Source organism: Pseudoalteromonas sp. JC3, assembly GCF_030291895.1.
Classification (GTDB): domain Bacteria; phylum Pseudomonadota; class Gammaproteobacteria; order Enterobacterales; family Alteromonadaceae; genus Pseudoalteromonas.
On record NZ_CP127855.1, the window covers coordinates 3049055 to 3066414 of the forward strand.

Below are 17360 nucleotides of genomic sequence, written 5' to 3' on the forward strand. Positions count from 1 at the left end.
ACTTATATTGATTTAAGGAGTAAAGATGAAACAATTAACAATTGCTGCTGCGCTACTTGCCTCTCTAGGTCTTGCATCCACAGCCGCTCACGCGGAGTCTGATTTTGGACTAGATGATTATAAAATTTACACAGGTATCGGTTATGGCCAATACTCTTTCCAATGGGAAGATCGTGAGAATGACACTTCATTCGACGACGACTCTTCTATGCTAAAAGCGTATGTGGGTACAAAAATTAATCCATATTGGAGTTTTGAACTTGCCTATGAGAACTTCGACGAAGCAAGTGACATTGACAACTCTGCTGAAATAGACGGTATTTCTTTATCTACACGTATTTCAGCTCCACTAAACGAACATTTCTCAGTGTATGCTAAAGGTGGTTGGCTTGAGTGGGATGCTGATATCTACGCGGATATTCCAGCTGTAGGTCGAGTTTCATCTAGCCTTGAGGGTGGCGACTGGCTCTATGGTGCCGGTGTTGAGTTTCACCTCAATGAAAACGTTAACATGCGGTTAGAATACACTCGCTATGAACTTGAAGACAATATCGACCCTGATATGGACGTAGCTGCCGTCTCTATCGAATATCAGTTTTAAGCAGTAATTTTGGCTCTATAGCCTCCCAATTATTTCCCCTTTGACTCAGTCCTGGCTCTTCCACAAGAGTCTGGTTTTGGCGCTACCACTTGGTAGCGCTTTTTTTGTTTTCAGTGTACGGCCTCCATATTGAATAATGTAAGTACTTTCTCGCTATTTCTTATTTTCAGGAAACAGAATTTAAAGGTAAACAACCTCTAGATGTAATAGTTGCCATTCAGTGCAAGAAATGAAATCTGTCAATTTTTCAAACTCTACACCCTGTAGGTTCTGCTATGTAACATTTACACCCTTCATTTCGCATCTACCGACAAACGATACCGGAAAACATTAACCTTATGAATTTAAACAGCTTTCAAGTTGGCAAAGGGTTTGCAACCTATATAGTGAACTAAACGAATAAGGAGTAGTTTATGAGTAATCAAGCAAACCAAACACAGACAAGCAATACAGCTAAACCACAGCCAAATGGCCAAGACTCTAGCCATCCTGTTACGGATCAAATTGCAGATACATTGCATGCATCAGTAGATTCACTGCACGCTTCGGCATCTCGTACTGAAACCTCACTACGTGAAAAAAGCCATAATTCGAGTGAAGCGATTGGTGCCAAGCGCAAGGAGTGGGAACGTGCGTGGAATACATCAGGTGTGAAAAAGTATGCAACGGAAAACCCAGTAAAAACGGCTGGTATCGCATTCTCACTTGGTATGTTAGCAACTATGCTGTTAAGGAATAAGTAATCATGCAAGACCAAGCTCAAATAAGAGACCGTCAAGCAGCAGCTCACGAGCGCACTCCAGCGCTCGCTGAGCTTAAAGATTCTGTGTCTCTATTATTCAACAGCTATCAGCAAATCGCAGAAGCACAACTAAACCTATTAGGTGCTAAGTTTAGAGCTAATCTAAAAACCTTATGTATTGCGCTCGGGTTAATTCTATTTTCTCTAATCTTGACAGCAATGGTGTGGGGAAGCTTGCATGTGTTATTTGCTTACGCGTTAACCTACGCGGGACTAAGTTGGTTTGTTTCGGCGGGTATCGTACTGACTATCAATATCGCGATGATTTATTACCTAATCATAACAGGGCTGAAGCTCTTTAATAATAGTATTAACGACCTGACGTCTGGGTTTTATACCCCAGTTGCGAAGCAGGAGGCTAGCAATGACGAAGCTCGCTGAATTCATCACTGATAAGTTGCACCAAGAAGTGGTGATTGAGAAGAAAAAGCTCATTACCGCTAAACATTTTAATCAACTTACCCAAGTGAAAGCCAAGAAGGTATTCACCGGCGCGATTAGCTCTCCTCAAGGGTTGGGCTTCATGTTTATGTTTGGCGCACTCAGCGCTAAATATGGCAAGTTTGGCGCACTAAGAAAAATCGTACTTTTACAAAGAATAGCTCAAGGTATCATTTAACTCCTTGAGCTATTCTTTGGCTCTCTATCTAAACTAGCTTTTCTTTAATTTCTTTCAAATCCACAAGTGTAATTGGCTTTAATAACACTTCATCCACTTGCGACTCAGCCAACTTTTCCGGCTCTGGATCAAAACCACTAGCAATCACAATATGCTGATTAGGATCTTGTGCTTTAATTTCTCGAGCAAGCGTAAGCCCGGACTTATCGGGCAGACCTATATCCAGTAAAATCGTGTCAAAGCGCTCAGAACCAACAAAATGCTGCCAACAAGTTTGCGCGCACTCTGCCGTAACCACATTCACTTGCAGTGAATTAAGTAACAGCTTAAGCAGATTGCGTGTATCTGCGTCGTCTTCTACCACTAAAAACTGCAATGTGCCGCTAGCTTGCTCTACGTCATTGCTAGAAGCTACCAACACCCCGCTCAAGTAGTGTGTTAAACATTCTCCTAACTCAGAGACATTAACAGGTTTGCTCATCATATCGCTAAAGCCTAATGCCATTAACTCCTCTTTTGTGCCTTTTTGAGCTGCTGCTGTCAGTGCGACAACAGGTAAGTCAATACCACGCTCTCTGAGTGCAACAATCGTGTCTCGGCCATCCATTCTAGGCATATGCAAGTCCATAAAGACTAAGTCATACTTATCAGGGTTATCCTTTAGCATCGCAAGCGCTTCAATACCATCACCCGCAATTTCAGCGGTTGCGCCAGTTTGACCAATCAAGGTACGCATTAACATTTGGATCTCACTGATATCTTCAACGATAAGGATATGCCCTTTCAAATCAGATGGAAGCGAGTTATTAGCCGCGTTGTGGGTCTTATCAAGCATTAATGGCGCCAGAGTCATTTCATCGATAGTATCAAGGTCAATACTAAAGCCAAATTCACTCCCCTCTCCCAAAGTCGACTCAACCGCCAGCTCCCCCCCCATCAATTTAATGAGTGCCGAGCTAATAGCCAAACCAAGACCTGCACCTTCGTCTGTACGAGTCGTAACATTTTGTACTTGTTCAAAAGGTTTAAATATACGTTTTAACTTCTCGCAAGGAATACCAATACCCGTGTCAATCACCTTGAATTCAAGTTTTGCATCCGCTTGTAGTGTTATCTCAACCTTCACAAAACCGGAGCTTGTGAACTTAATCGCATTATAAATAATGTTGATAAGTACCTGCTTCAACCGCGTCTTATCTACTTTTACATCCTGCGGCAATGGCGTTTTAGCCTCGATACTAAAACTCAAGCCTTTCTTAGCTGCGGCCATTTTAAACAAACTATACAAATCACTTAAAAAGCTACTCAAACACGTGCTTTGTTTATTGAGCTGTAACCGATTTTCATTTAGCTTGGATAGGTCAAGCACATCGTTTAGCAGATTAAGTAAGTGCTCACTATTATTATTGATAATAGAAAGCTCAGGCTTAACATTCTGCAATTCTTCCCGAGATAGGAGGAGATTAGTGTAACCTAAGATAGAAGTTAAGGGTGTTCTCAACTCATGGCTTAAATGGGCCAAAAAGCGGTCTTTTGCTCGACTATCAGACTCTACACGCAATCGCTCTAGGCGCTCACGTTCAAGCTCTTTGCGTGCCAAAGCGTAGCGAATGGAACGAATAAATCGTGCGCTACTGATCTCTGACTTAAGTACAAAGTCTTCAGCACCAGCTTTTAGGGCTTCGTTATCTAACACTTCGTCTGATTGCCCCGTCAGCATGATTATCGGTGTATGGACCCGTCTTGCTCGCGCTTCTTTTAACACGCTCAAACCGGTTTGTGGGCCTAATTGATAATCCAATAAGCAGAGATCGAAGCCATTGCTCTCAAGTGCTTCTAGCGCTTGATGGTATTGGCTTTGCCAAACGAGATTAAATTTAAAGTTAGGAATAGACTGTAAATAATCTAAGGTTAAAATATAATCGTCTTCGTCATCTTCAATGAGTAGCACATTGACTTCACTGACCGACTCCTTTGTCATACTGTCCTCCACAAATGAAGTGATACTAATTCGTTTAGGTCGCCACGTTATGTTGATACAGATATAGGACGACTTGGGGTGAGGTAGCGCTTGCTTGCACAAGCGCGATAGGATTAGTTTGGCAGCTCTACTATTTCAATCCAGTACTTGCCTAAATGTTTCATCAAATCGACTAAGCCATCAAAATCAACAGGTTTAGTAATATAAGATGCAGCGCCTGAGTCATACCCTCTCAATTTGTCCTCTTCTTCCTTTGAGGTCGTTAAAATCACCACAGGAATAGAACGTAGTATCGGGTCTTTTTTGATTTCTTGTAGTGCTTCTCTACCATCCATTCTTGGCATATTCAGGTCAAGTAAAATAAGGTTAGGTCTTGGGTACTGTTGCTTATCAGTAAACTGGCCCTCATTTCTCAAGTATTCCAAAAGCTCAACCCCGTCTTTAACAAACTGAAACGCATTGAGTACTCGGCTCTCTTCTAGAGCATCTTGAGCCAATAAACGATCATCTTCGTCATCATCCGCCATCAAAATATGGATCGGCTGAGTTTTCTTATAGTTCATTCTTCAATTCCTGAATAATTGGTGTTGGTTCAGCGAGTAGTGTTATCGTGAATTTAGCACCTTTACCATCTTCACTGGTCGCTGAAATCGTTCCGCCGTGTCGCTCAACAATGCGTCTACACACGGTTAAACCAATGCCAGTACCAGCATATTTTTTTCTGTCATGCAGTCGTTGAAAAGGCGAGAATATTTTCTCAGCGTATTCAACGTCAAAGCCAACGCCATTATCTTCCACTACAAAGGTATAGGCATCTTGACTCATCAATTGACTGTTTTCAACCGCGATTGTAATAATCGGATCGCGCCCTTCTATTCTGAATTTAATTGCATTGGAAAGTAGATTTAAAAACAACTGATGTATTTGACTGGCATCACATTTTATTGTCGGTAACACGTCCGAGTTTACGCTCGCTCTACTGTCATGAACTGCTATTTCTAAATCATCCAACACAAACTGTAAAACTTGATTAAGATCCTGATCTTCAAAAGGCTTTGCTCTGGTGGTAACTCGGGATAACTCAAGCAAGTCAGTGATAAGCGTTGACATCCGTTGCGCGGCGCTCGTCATTCGAGCCAGATAATCTCTGCCCTTATCATCAAGGTGTTCGCCATAATTCTTTTCGATGCGATCGCCAAAAGCACGGATCTTTCTCAGCGGCTCTTGCAGGTCGTGAGAGGCAACAAATGCAAAGTCTTCTAGCTCACGGTTACTACGGTTTAACTCTTCAGCATAATGTTCTAACGCTTCGGTACGCGCTTGTACCTTTTCTTCCAGGTGATCGTTCGCTTTTTCTAACTCATTCTTTGCTTTCTTTGCGCTGCGTAGATTGACAACTAAAAGTACCAAAATGGCAAAAATCATCACGGCGCTCAGCAAAGTAAATACAACGATATTCATTTGTGCTTCTTTGCGGACGCGTTTTAACTGATTAAGCTGAATGGTTCGAATATCCACTTCTGCGGCCATGATTTGAGTAAACTCTTCCCGTAGGTCGCCACCAGAGTCCGCAGCTCGGTCAAGTAATAAGTTTTCATTACCTGTATCGGTGTTACGCGCAACGATTACCGTACTTTGTAAAGTTTTAAATCGCGCTTTTACACCTTCAACATAACGATTGATTTTTTGCTGCTGTACTTCACTTTCAGAGTGATTGCTATCAACCCTAGATAGACTTTCATCAAGGTTTTGCAACGCCTTTCTAAAAGGTGCCAAATCGCTTTCTTTATTTGAGATTAAAAATGCTCGTTGTCCAGCCTCTGCATTTAGCATCGCAATATGCAGCCTGTCCAATGACATCATCACTTCGCTGGTGTTACGGATACTCTCTTGAACTTGGTTTAATTCTTTAACATTGTTAAAACCGATTAGGGCATTGGACGCGACAAGGCCAACGCTCACAACCACCGCAAACCAAATAAAATTAAGCTTACTACTCAAATTCATAAAGTAATTCGACTTTGTTTCATTGTTCACTCATCATTTCCTTGCTCCACCAGCGTTTGTAACAACTCGCTGCACTCTTTGGTTGCCTTAATAATCGTATTCGCTATCTCGATCACCTGTTGCTGAGAACCAGGCTGTTCAGCAATAAGCTTAATCAACTCTGAGTTCATTGAAATTTGATTCAAAGGTTTGCGTGCATCGTGTACTAGCTTCGCGAGCTCACCTTGATCATGTTGTGTCATTGTTCCTCCCGAAATTATGACTGTGTTTCTCCCTCATAGGCGTTTAAACGGTTGTAGAGCGTTTTTGTACTGATCCCAAGCATTCGCGCGGCCAGCGTCTTATTACCTTCTACTGATTCTAACGTTTGATAGATCAATTCTCTTTCTACTTCTTCAATCGTTTTACCAGGCTTCATTTCAGGCGTTGGTACTTGAATCGCATTTGCTCTGCTTGAAGTCCCCACCTGTGGTGGAATTGGAGTACGATTAAGCTGCGCATGCTCCATCATACGTTTAGCCTGTGCGAATGGTGAAGCGAAGTTCGCATCAAATACTAAGCTATGGTCATCGTGATCTGCCATAATATAGGCACGATGAATTGTGTGCTTGAGTTCACGCACGTTACCAGGCCAGTCATATTCAACCAAACGGCTCATATCCGCCGCCTTGATCACATATTGGCTATTACCTTTTTTATTCAAGCCTTGGAGAAAATGCTCGGCAAGCAATGGAATGTCTTCTTTTCTCTCTCTCAGCGGTGGAATATGGATTGGAAATACCGCCAATCGGAAATAAATGTCTTCTCGCAGTACATCATTGGTAGCAATATCTTCAACGCTACGGTTAGTCGCTGATATTACCCGACAGTTTACTTTTATCGGCTTTGTGCCACCGACCCGTGTCACCGTATGCGTTTCAAGTACACGTAACAAGTTTGGCTGTTGCTCTATTGGCATTTCGGTTAATTCATCTAAAAACAAAGTGCCATTTTCTGCTTGTTCAAATACTCCAACTTTTTGAGCATTTGCTCCCGTAAACGCGCCTTTTTCGTGACCGAATAGTTCGCTACCGATCAAGTCTTTCGGAATTGCACCACAGTTTACGTTAACCAAGTCCCCTGTCACTGTGCTGGCATTGTGAATTGCGCGGGCAAACATTTCTTTACCTACACCGCTTTCCCCCATCAACATCACATTAGCATCAGTACCCGCAACGCGCTCTATCATCTTATATAGATGTTTCATTTTGGCAGACTCGCCCAGCAACACACCAAAATGTGCTTGACTCTCGGTTCGCTTGGCTTTGTTCTTAGAAGGGCTTAATGCGTTTCTAAAATCGTCTGCATCAACTGGTTTAGTGAGATAATTTAACCCATCATGACAAAGCTGCGACAATGCTGATTTTACTGATGGATGTCCCGTAACCATAGTTATTGGTGTACGGATCCCTGCAGCTCTGATTTCATCAACCAAATGTAAACCACTGCCATCTGGCAGCATAAAATCAAGAAAGATATGATCAAAACTTTGTGTTTCTAGCCATTGTCTGGCCGACGCTAAGTCATTCGCTAAACACGCGTCATGGCCTAAGTATTCGACAATGCGACAGGCCAGCTCTGCAAAATCATGATCATCATCTACTAATAAAACGGTTTTCAATTGAGTCCCTCTCTCAATACTCCAATAGTGTTTCCACTTTTGATTTTTATCTCGCACACTAATGAATGGCCGCAAAATACCTAATTCGGAACCATTACGTTCAGCGCGTGTTTCTGGATCACTATCTCAATACTTTTTGCACTAAGCACTTCACCATCTAGTGCAAAGTGTTGTTCTTGTTCAAATTCTATGTTTATCTTTTCGCACTGCTCGGTGCGAATATTAGAAGGTTTGCCGTCCAATTTAGGTAAAATAAGTTCGGCTACCGTAAGATTCTGCGCACCATCCGGCTCAACCGGTAAAATCGTAATATCTAGTTTGCCATCGTCATAGATTGGCTCTCCATGACCTTGAGCAAGAATTGTGGTTTTTGGTGCTGCATTCGCTACAACCAGACTAACACATTCTATTTGAGATTGCTCAGCGCCATCAAAGCTCACTTTAAAATTAAGAGGCTTATTCTCACTTACCGCCTGCCAAAGGCCTCGAATATAGGCTAATTGCCCCGAGTTATTCTTTTCTTCACGCCCAGCCTTTTCGATCATTTCCTGACCAAAGCCAACGGCTGCTGCTAAAAGCGCGGTGCGGCCATTACAGTTCATTATATCAATAGGCTTAGTTTTACCCGCTAAAATTGCTTCACAGGCACGGTTAATGGGATCTATTTTGGACAGTGAACCAAGTAACACGGTCGCTAAGGAATTGGCAGTACCTAAAGGCAATATACCAAACTGTACATCACTTTGATGAACACCATGAGCAACACTTGCTAATGTGCCATCACCGCCTCCTGCGATGATGATATTTGGCTGTTTATCAGACATGATTTGTTTAGCCAAAGCCGCGACATCTGTCTCTTTCTCTGTAAAGTGAATGGATAAGTTATATTTTTCCGTCAGCATACCCACAATGTCGTTTTCATAGGTAAACCATTTACCCGATCCTGATACAGGGTTAATGACTAATGCCGCCTGCTCACTATGGGTAAAATTTTGACTGTGATGTAGCTTTGTCAGCCCTTTTAGCTGATGCTTGTTTAACCTTGCTGTTTCACGGCGGTTTTGAATTTTTTCAAGTGCTTCACGGACGGTATAATCGGGGTTGGTTGCAAGTAAATAAGCAGTACAAAAGAACACTGAGCGTCCTCGACCTAACGCACAATGCACCACAACCTTTCGCTTTAATTCGTGCTGCGCCGCTATCCATGCCATGCCATGCGCTAACTGCTCTGAGGTAGGCGCTTGATGATCTAACACTGGAATATTGAGGTAGTGTAAGCCTTGCTGTTCTGCTGACCAGTTTAACCCATCAAACTCCGCAGTTACGTCTAAAATGGCTTCAATCCCTTCCGCCTTAAGCATATCCACATCGCTTGGAAATAACCGACAAGCAACAAATAAATCATCGGTAAGCGGCTGAAATGCATCAACAACATCTCTACCTCTTTCAATTGCATTGTATAAATGTACACAGCCTAAATAAGGCCAAAATAGCCAAGTTATATACCAAGGAATTTTGCCTGTACCGTGCTTTCTAAATATGTGCGGATAGTTGGTTGCATAAGCAAAAGTAACTAAAGAAATAGAGACGGTAAACCACGCAAGCGGCAACATTAGCCAAGATCCAATACTGTGGATCGTGAGTGCGGCTAAACAGAGACTTGCAAACAGGTAGTACTTGAGCATTTTCATTGCCTTTCCTTAATTATTTTTGTCGCCTACGGCTTTTTATTATCGCCTTATGCGGAACTCTCTTAGGTTTGTACATATGTAACTAAGTATAGGTATGCATTTCTTAATCTGCGCTGATTCATCAACTTGTTTATGATAATCATGAAGATACTTAACTATAGCTGAGACTATTCACAAAGAAATAAAAAGTGCGTCTGGGTATTTGTAACGACTTATGCAAGCGCTGCTACATAAGTATTCAGCCACCATTAATCCATTAAAATTTCTAATGTGAAAATCATAAAATTTATCAGTTGAATGAAGCATAAATGATCACCATAATGGCGATCCTTTAAACGCATTTGGAGAACCAAACAGACAATGGCAAACGAGCTCGACTGGCTACTTAACTTAATATTACTTACTTTAGGTTTTGGTGCCTTTTTTATTAACCATAAAATGCTACTAAGAATAGCTGCTGTGTGCGCATGTGGCGTACTTTTTATCTCGTTTAGCCTTGATCTGATGAACACCAGTGTAATTTCTAACCTTAGCTTGATTTTGATAAATACTTTTTATCTATTCAAAGTCTATACCTTTGGTCAGCTGGAAGTTCACTAGTTCTTTGCAGTAACTCGTTCATAGCGACTAGTTCCCAGCGACTAGTTCCCTATTTCACTTCGGTGCGCTAAAATCATGGCCATCATTGCTTGTTAATGGAGAAGCAGTATGGCCATGACTGATGAAGAGCTATTTTTAGCTTCAATGGGCGACGTCACTCCGCTCGCCCAAGACAAAAAAGCAGAATTACGCCGTCACAAAAACGAACCTACTATTTCGCAACTCGCAAAACGCGAGGCCGCCGAGCAAGAACTTGAGTTTGATCCTAATTACTTATCTACAGAGTACGTCGATCTATTAGATCCACACGATCTACTCGCCTATAAAAAAAGTGGCGTCCAAGATGGTGTATACAAAAATCTCAGATTAGGTAAATACCAAGTTGATGCTACCTTAGACTTACATGGCAAACCCTTTCATGATGCCCGTAAAGCCTTGTTTGACTTTGTTACCGATTGCCATGCGAAAAGCATCCGAGTGTTGTTATTAAGACATGGTATCGGTTTAAACAGTAAACCCTTTCCCGCTGTATTGAAAAGCTATACAAATAAATGGCTGCAAGAAATGCCGCAAGTGTTGGCATTTCACTCTGCATTAAAATGCCATGGTGGTAGCGGCTCTACTTACGTACTACTAAGAAAGAGTGAAGAGAAAAAACAAGAGAATAGAGAGCGTCACGCTAAACGCTAAAAAACAAAAAGCCGAGTGAAACTCGGCTTATTTGCTATTTGCGGTGGGTGTCGTCCCCTGAAGTTCACTTGCACTAGCTTGATTAAACCAAGCTGATACACCTAACAAAATAACCGAAACCACAACAAGTGATAATTTCGCGCCACCTTGACTTTGCTTCATGGGTTAGACCTTTTTATTATTGTTTTTTTGTTAAATTAATGCATCATTCATAAACACTCAAGATGTTTTTTTATACAGTAGTTTATTCTATTCTCTTTACACTCTGCTCTGTGGCTAATTACAATCATTTAATCAATTAGTAACCCTGTTTTTTCTGGACTGAGTGAACGAGTGCTTTGCCCTCCTGCATCGCTAAATAGTTGTTAGCAATTTGCTGAACAGCCGTATTCAAACTAGTTAATGCGGCAATATGTGGAGTAATACTAATGTTTGGCTGCTGCCAAAAAGCATGTGATGCAGGGAGTGGCTCAGTGTCAAACACGTCTAAAATAGCCCCGCCAAACGTCTCAGCCGCTAATGCATTGAGTAAATCCGCCTCGTTAAGATGACCTCCTCTTGCGACATTGATGAGTACGCAATGATCTGGCGCGAGTGCAAATAGCTGGGCGTTTAATATCCCTTTTGTTCGTTCAGTCAATGGCAGAAGGCACACAAGATAATCGATGTCCGAAAGAAAAACAGCTAGCTCATCTTGCCCACTGAAGTGCTCAATATTGTCGAATTGTTTTGCAGAGCCGGACCAACCTTTGATGTTAAATCCATTTACGTGTAGCTTGTGCGCGACCGCAAGGCCAAGTTGCCCCATTCCCATAATACCAACCGTGCGGCCTGCTCTTGCGCGCCTTGGCTTCCATATTTGCTGAGATTGATTGTGCCCGTACTCTCTAACTCTAAGCTTATGACTTAATAGTTGGCCTAATACATATTCAGCCATATCATTCGCTAAATTTGGGTCAACGATACGCGCAACTTCCACATGTGGTGGTAATAGCTGCATCGGAATACTATCAACACCGGCACCGTAAGAATGCACAACTTTTAAATTAGGAAGCTGTGACCATAACGTCTCTGGCGCATTCCATGCCAGCACAAACTCGACCTCCTTTAATAAGCTAACATCATCAACGGGCCATTCAAGCAAGGTTTGCTGCGGCAGCAGCGCTGCTAGCTTAGCAACTAACTTGTCATTATTACGACCAGTAACACAAATAAGTAAAGCCATATCGTTCCTTTATTTTCGCTATACGCTATCACTGCAAAATAAATGACATACCAATGCAACATGCTTGTCATTAATAGTTTTTACTCTTGCAAAAAAGCGCCAACAGGTGATGAAAAATGATCAGTGTAGATAAAGTCATTGAAGCAAATCTTCCACAACTTGAAAACTCCCCAAAGGTAAAAGGTTTAGTAAAAAAAGGACTTGGTTATCTCTTGCATGAGCAAGAGTTTGTCGCGTTTGCTGACACCTACCCCCATTTGCAGGGGCTCGAGTTTGTTGAACAGGTGCTCGATGAGTTAGATTTTGACGCTCGCTTTAAACCAAAGCAAATAGAGCATATCCCAAGCGAAGGTCCGGTGGTGATCGTCGCAAACCACCCTATTGGCTCTTTAGATGCACTGGCACTAATCAAAGTGCTGGCGCAAGTACGGCCTGACTTAAAGGTTGTTGCTAACCGGATGTTGATGTCGGTTACACCAATGCATCCACTATTACTGCCTGTTGATAACCTCTCAGGGACCAGTAAAAAGCAAGAGCTGGCAAACATTCACAAGCATTTAAAATCTGAGGGGGCGCTACTTATCTTCCCAGCAGGTGAAGTTTCTCGCTTAAGCCCAACCGGAATTAAAGACTGCAAATGGAACTCTGGCTTTTTAAGAATGGCTAAAAAAGCCAACTGCCCCATTCTACCCATTTTTATCAAAGCGAAAAACAGTCCGCTCTTTTACGGCACCAGTATGATTTATAAGCCTTTAGCCAGTTTATTATTGGTCAAAGAGATGTTTAAACAAAGGCAAAAGTCGCTAGAATTTGAAATAGGCGCCAGCATTCCTCCAGAATCTTATCTTATTGATAACCTTAAAGACAAAGAGATAGTCGCGCTTATTCGCAAGCAACTTTATCGCCTTGCCAGTAAAAAGCCACTGCCACTCAAAACACAAACCCCCATTGCAGTTCCAGAAAATCGCAAAGAACTTAAAAAGGCAGTGGAAGCGTGCGAATGTATCGGTGAAACACCCGATGGCATGCAAATATACGTTTACCAATACACCGGCAGCTCGGTGATATTTAGAGAGCTTGGACGCCTTAGAGAAATTGCCTTTAGGGCCGTGGGAGAAGGGAGTGGTAATCGTCGTGATATCGATAAATACGATATGCACTACCACCATTTGTTGTTATGGGACACGAAACAGCTTGAGTTGGTGGGCGCCTACCGCCTTGCAAGTGCCAAGCAAGTGATTGAAGAACAAGGGCAAGCCGGGCTTTATACCGACAGTTTGTTTTCGTACAGTGAAGCCATGGCCCCATACTTCGAAAAAGGCCTCGAACTTGGTCGCAGCTTTGTGCAGCCCAAGTACTGGGGTCGCAAGAGCCTAGATTACCTGTGGTATGGGATCGGTGCATTCGTAAAGCGCTACCCAGAACACCGTTATATGTTTGGTGCAGTCAGCCTCTCAAACGCGTTACCGGATGAAGCAAAAGCCATGTTGGTTTATCACTACCAACATTACTTTTCAAACCTTGCAGGTATCGCCACGCCGAACAACGAAATGAAGCTAAGTAATGATCAGCTTAACCGTTATCAACACATGTTCAGTGGCGATGACATCAAAGAAGATTTCGCAGAGCTCAAACATATTCTTGCTAATATGGGTGCTCAAGTACCAACCTTATTTAAACAGTATACTGAGCTTTGCGAAGAGCAAGGCGTGAACTTTCTGAGCTTTAGTATAGATCCCGACTTTAATAACTGTATCGATGGTCTGGTACTCGTTGACTTAGCGAAATTAAAAGAGCAAAAAGCGAAACGCTACCTAGGCGACAACCCCTACGGTTAAGCTCAAATACATTGATCCGCTGCAATAAAGATCGCTACACTGCGGTCTTTATTGTTGCCTATTGTTATCACGGGATCATTAGTATGTTCAAGCTACTTGGCCAAGCTGCCATCATTGTGCTGGTGTTTTTCGCCGTTTCAGCCTATCAAGAAAGAAACATGCTTGTCGACTCGGGAGAGCAAACGGCGCCGCCATTTCACCTACCCATTTTACAATCCAAGCAAACTTATTCGTCTATTCAGCTTAAAGGTCAACAAAGTGTCGTGTATTTTTTTGCGCCTTGGTGCGGCGTATGTCGAGTGAGCATGCCAAATATTGATAAACTACATCAGCAAGGCAAAGTCAAAGCGGTGGCGATTGCGTTGGATTATCGTTCCACTGAAGAAGTAACAAAGTTTGTCAGCGATCTACAATTAGACATGCCCGTATTGCTCGGTAATCAGACCACAGCACAAGCGTATAAAGTGCAGGCTTACCCTACATATTATGTACTTGATGAAAACTTCAAAATAACCGAGCGCTCTGTTGGTTACTCATCTGAGATAGGGATCCGAGCGAGATTGTAAGAAACCTCAGTATACCGCTTACAGTTAATTACAACTCTCTGAAATTAATCAACAATTATTTCGTTTAGGCTGACGCACATCTTAATAAAGGATGAATAGGAAGCCGACCATGCGCCACGCCCCACACTTTACGCTCAGCAAAATTTCACTCCTCGTGCTCTGCACTACCCTTACTAATCATGCATTAGCCGATGAGAAGAAAATTGAACACATCGAAGTTATCTATAAACGCAGCTCAGTTATTTCAGAAATTACCGAAGATGCGCAAAAACTCGTAGACATGCCAGGAGCCATGGGCGACCCGCTCAGGGCTGCTTTTGCTCTACCTGGCGTTGTTGCTGCGGGTGGATCTATGGGCGCACCTGCCGTGCGAGGCTCTTCTCCTGACGACAATATCTTTGAAGTGGACTTTATGCCCGCAGGATATATCTTTCACGATTTCGGCAGCTCTATTTTCAACCGCAATACAATTCAAGATTTTCAGCTAAATTCTGCTGGATTTGGTACCAGTTACAGCAATGCCACTGGTGCCGTATTTGACGTCACGCTGCGTAATCCAAAATACCAAGATATTGCCACCACACTTGATTTAACCATGTTTAACGCAGGTATTTTTGTTGAAGGTAAAGCAACTGAAAATTCTGCATTCTATGTGTCAGCAAGAAAAAGTACCTTACCGCTGTTTTTCAGTGATGGCGAGGAGCTTGAGGATGATGATGGCAAGCCAACAGGGATCACCATTAACGATCCACCGGATGATCACGACTATCAAGCCAAGTGGCTGTGGGATATCAATGCAAATAATACCTTAACGGTAAATATCAATGGCGCGGAGGATTCGGTTGCGGCTGGGTTTTCAGGTGCGTCAGATCTTGCTCTTAAAACTCCAGAATATCAGGGCGATGCTCGCTATATTCGTAAATTTAATAGTCAGAACATTTTGTGGGACCACTACGCCAAAGACTTACATATTCGCGCAGGCGTCGGTTATCTCAATCACCAAGCCACCATGCGCTACGGTCAACGCGCGACTTTATCTGATGGCTACTTTGAGAATTTTGAAGAAGAACAACTCAGTTATAAAGTACGAGCCAGTTATAAGCTAAATAAAGAGCAACGTGTCATTGCAGATGCCGGCTACTACGACAAAAAATCCACCTACCGCTACGACGCTTTTAATTATGTTTGCACTGAGTTTGACCCCGACTGTGATCTAAATAAAGGTGAAAGGATTAAGGGCACATCGAGTGCTGGAACAGATTCTGCCTTTATTGGGGTTAATCACGTTTGGCAATTTTCACCAAACTGGCAAAGTGAACTAGGAATAGTGGGTGAATATTATGACTACAGTGATGAGACGATTGTCCATCCACGCCTTGCGCTCAATTACTTCTATAACGATGACACAGTGATCTCAGCTAAGGCTGGCACTTACAGCCGCATTCAAGACCTTGAATACATTTTACCTGTTGTTGGTAACCCGGAACTTGAAGCACAGCGTTCAACTCACTATACCTTAGGTTTTAAGCAGGAGTTGAAAAATGAGTGGTCATATTCCGTCGAGACCTATTATAAAACCATGGATGATCTGCCAAAAAGCGCCCCCTTATCTCAAGTAAACTACATCAATGGGACTTCCGGTACAGCCTACGGTGTTGATTTTATTGTTAACAAAAACAAAACCGATGACTGGTATGGTTGGATTGCGGTAAGCCTTGCAAAAAGTGAACGTGAGGATGAGCTAACCGGCATTAAGCGTGACTATTATGCCGATACCCCTTTTATTCTGAATGCCGTGTTTCACTATGACTTTGGTGAAAAGTGGTCTGGAGGCTTTAACTTTACCGCTCGCAGCGGTCAAGCCTACACCCCAATTGTGGGTGTAAAAGAGAACCCTGAATTTGCGAACCGCTACTTGCCTGTGTATGGCGACCCATTCTCAGAGCGTTTTGACACTTATCACCGCCTAGATATTCGTTTTGAACGCAAAACAGAGTTATTTGGTCTCGATGGCAAGCTAATTTTGGAGCTAATGAATGCATATGGCCAAGACAATACTGCCTATGTTGACCTTGACTACGATAGAGTCAAATCAATCAATGATTTATATATAGAAGAGGAAAGCGATGACTTTGAAATGCGTCCTTCTATTGGCTTCAGCGTAACATTTTAACTTGCCATAGGCGCGCAAGCTCTGCATGATCGCATTTATTTTTTAATGAGAGTCCCTTCATGCCTAAAGCGTGCGCCTATCATATTTTAGTAAAAACCGAAAAAGAGTGTTTAGACATCAAAGCCAAACTAGCCAAAGGTGCTGACTTTGGCAAATTGGCTAAACAATATTCCCTTTGTCCTTCAAAAAAGCGCGGTGGCGACCTTGGTGAGTTCAATAAAGGGGATATGGTGAAGGCCTTTGACGATGTGGTATTCAAAAAGCCGTTATTTGAAGTGCACGGCCCTGTGAAAACCAAGTTCGGCTTCCACTTGATCAAAACCGTCTATCGGAGTTAATCGCTTTTTTGGATTAATCTCATCATTTTAATTCAATTTACCTTCATGATTAATCCTCTATACTGAAGTTAATCATTCTAGCCAGAGAGTTTTGGAGATAACCAGGCGAATTTACGCACCAATAGCTGGCTATTGGAAGTGAATTCAACGCAGTTAGCGCTAAAACTGGCTGCTAGAAAGGCATTAATTATCCGAAGTTCAGGTTCATTTAGGAGAAAGAATATGTTTACTGTTATTTTTGGTCGTGAAGGTTGCCCGTTTTGTGTTCGTGCAAAAGAAGTGGCTGAGCGTTTAACGCAAGAGCGCGATGACTTCAATTTTCGCTATGTTGACATTATCAAGGAAGGCGTAAGCAAAGCCGATCTTGAAAAGTCAGCGGGTAAACCTTGCCCTACCGTACCACAGATTTTTATCGACCAAGATCACATTGGCGGCTTTACTGAATTTGAAGCCTATGCAAAAGCAAATTTAGGCCTTTACCAGTAAATTAGCAAAATCACATAGATTAAATTTTAACCAATATCAGGCACATATAAAATAGTGTGATTTTATGCAAGCTTTTATTTTAT

General features: G+C 42.4%; 19 protein-coding genes. 11 read left to right on the plus strand and 8 right to left on the minus strand.

From position 1 onward, the window contains the following. Positions 1 to 25: 25 nt before the first annotated feature. The 4 genes from QSH61_RS13100 (at position 26) to QSH61_RS13115 (ending at position 2022) form a co-directional block, all read left to right on the plus strand. Positions 26 to 601, plus strand: a complete 576-nt coding sequence (locus tag QSH61_RS13100) for an outer membrane beta-barrel protein (RefSeq protein ID WP_010606599.1) — start codon at positions 26 to 28, stop codon at positions 599 to 601. A gap of 413 nt (positions 602 to 1014) precedes the next feature. Continuing rightward, positions 1015 to 1344, plus strand: coding sequence for a hypothetical protein (locus QSH61_RS13105; protein ID WP_010606598.1), 330 nt, complete (start codon positions 1015 to 1017; stop codon positions 1342 to 1344). Between the two features lie 2 nt (positions 1345 to 1346). Further along, the gene (locus tag QSH61_RS13110) at positions 1347 to 1784 is read left to right on the plus strand and encodes a hypothetical protein (RefSeq protein WP_010606597.1); all 438 of its coding nucleotides are present in this window, start codon (positions 1347 to 1349) and stop codon (positions 1782 to 1784) included. After that, positions 1768 to 2022, plus strand: coding sequence for a hypothetical protein (locus tag QSH61_RS13115; protein ID WP_045989359.1), 255 nt, complete (start codon positions 1768 to 1770; stop codon positions 2020 to 2022). Before QSH61_RS13110 ends, QSH61_RS13115 begins: the two co-directional genes overlap by 17 nt. Positions 2023 to 2050: 28 nt before the next feature. Here QSH61_RS13115 and QSH61_RS13120 read toward each other — a convergent pair whose 3' ends face one another. The 6 genes from QSH61_RS13120 to QSH61_RS13145 form a co-directional block, all read right to left on the minus strand. Continuing rightward, complete coding sequence (locus QSH61_RS13120) at positions 2051 to 4003, minus strand: response regulator (protein ID WP_174169962.1); 1953 nt, start codon at positions 4001 to 4003, stop codon at positions 2051 to 2053. Between the two features lie 113 nt (positions 4004 to 4116). Next, entirely contained in the window at positions 4117 to 4566 is a 450-nt protein-coding gene (locus QSH61_RS13125; protein WP_010606594.1) for a response regulator, read from the minus strand. Continuing rightward, positions 4556 to 6040, minus strand: coding sequence for a sensor histidine kinase (locus QSH61_RS13130; protein WP_206473358.1), 1485 nt, complete (start codon positions 6038 to 6040; stop codon positions 4556 to 4558). Before QSH61_RS13130 ends, QSH61_RS13125 begins: the two co-directional genes overlap by 11 nt. After that, the gene (locus tag QSH61_RS13135) at positions 6037 to 6252 is read right to left on the minus strand and encodes a histidine kinase (RefSeq protein WP_010606592.1); all 216 of its coding nucleotides are present in this window, start codon (positions 6250 to 6252) and stop codon (positions 6037 to 6039) included. The genes QSH61_RS13130 and QSH61_RS13135 overlap by 4 nt, the downstream gene beginning before the upstream one ends. A 14-nt stretch (positions 6253 to 6266) precedes the next feature. Beyond that, positions 6267 to 7670 carry a sigma-54-dependent transcriptional regulator gene (locus QSH61_RS13140; RefSeq protein ID WP_029215868.1) on the minus strand — a complete coding sequence of 468 codons (1404 nt, stop codon included), beginning with the start codon at positions 7668 to 7670 and terminating at the stop codon, positions 6267 to 6269. 80 nt (positions 7671 to 7750) lie between these two features. After that, positions 7751 to 9361, minus strand: a complete 1611-nt coding sequence (locus tag QSH61_RS13145) for a diacylglycerol kinase family protein (protein ID WP_102057240.1) — start codon at positions 9359 to 9361, stop codon at positions 7751 to 7753. Between the two features lie 360 nt (positions 9362 to 9721). Between QSH61_RS13145 and QSH61_RS13150 the strand changes: the two genes are divergently transcribed. Both QSH61_RS13150 and smrA read left to right on the plus strand, forming a co-directional pair. Continuing rightward, entirely contained in the window at positions 9722 to 9961 is a 240-nt protein-coding gene (locus QSH61_RS13150; protein WP_102057241.1) for a hypothetical protein, read from the plus strand. Positions 9962 to 10069: 108 nt separating this feature from the next. Next, on the plus strand, positions 10070 to 10651 hold the full coding sequence (gene smrA / locus QSH61_RS13155; RefSeq protein WP_010606588.1) for a DNA endonuclease SmrA: 582 nt from the start codon (positions 10070 to 10072) through the stop codon (positions 10649 to 10651). Positions 10652 to 10678: 27 nt separating this feature from the next. On the opposite strand, the gene QSH61_RS13160 is transcribed toward smrA, so the two are convergent. Continuing rightward, complete coding sequence (locus tag QSH61_RS13160; protein WP_010378895.1) at positions 10679 to 10813, minus strand: hypothetical protein; 135 nt, start codon at positions 10811 to 10813, stop codon at positions 10679 to 10681. 136 nt (positions 10814 to 10949) lie between these two features. Then, positions 10950 to 11876, minus strand: coding sequence for a 2-hydroxyacid dehydrogenase (locus tag QSH61_RS13165; protein WP_206473356.1), 927 nt, complete (start codon positions 11874 to 11876; stop codon positions 10950 to 10952). A gap of 116 nt (positions 11877 to 11992) precedes the next feature. Here QSH61_RS13165 and olsF point away from each other — a divergent pair, with 116 nt between their 5' ends. From olsF to QSH61_RS13190, 5 genes are all read left to right on the plus strand, one after another. Further along, complete coding sequence (olsF, locus tag QSH61_RS13170; RefSeq protein WP_174169959.1) at positions 11993 to 13714, plus strand: bifunctional ornithine lipid synthase OlsF; 1722 nt, start codon at positions 11993 to 11995, stop codon at positions 13712 to 13714. A gap of 83 nt (positions 13715 to 13797) precedes the next feature. Beyond that, positions 13798 to 14280, plus strand: coding sequence for a TlpA family protein disulfide reductase (locus QSH61_RS13175; protein WP_206473354.1), 483 nt, complete (start codon positions 13798 to 13800; stop codon positions 14278 to 14280). A gap of 109 nt (positions 14281 to 14389) precedes the next feature. Beyond that, positions 14390 to 16453 (plus strand): TonB-dependent receptor plug domain-containing protein, encoded by a 2064-nt coding sequence (locus QSH61_RS13180; RefSeq protein ID WP_206473352.1) that lies wholly within the window; start codon positions 14390 to 14392, stop codon positions 16451 to 16453. Positions 16454 to 16512: 59 nt separating this feature from the next. After that, on the plus strand, positions 16513 to 16791 hold the full coding sequence (locus QSH61_RS13185; protein ID WP_039496854.1) for a peptidylprolyl isomerase: 279 nt from the start codon (positions 16513 to 16515) through the stop codon (positions 16789 to 16791). A 222-nt stretch (positions 16792 to 17013) separates the two neighbouring features. Beyond that, positions 17014 to 17277 (plus strand): GrxA family glutaredoxin, encoded by a 264-nt coding sequence (locus QSH61_RS13190; protein WP_010378880.1) that lies wholly within the window; start codon positions 17014 to 17016, stop codon positions 17275 to 17277. Positions 17278 to 17360: the final 83 nt, after the last annotated feature.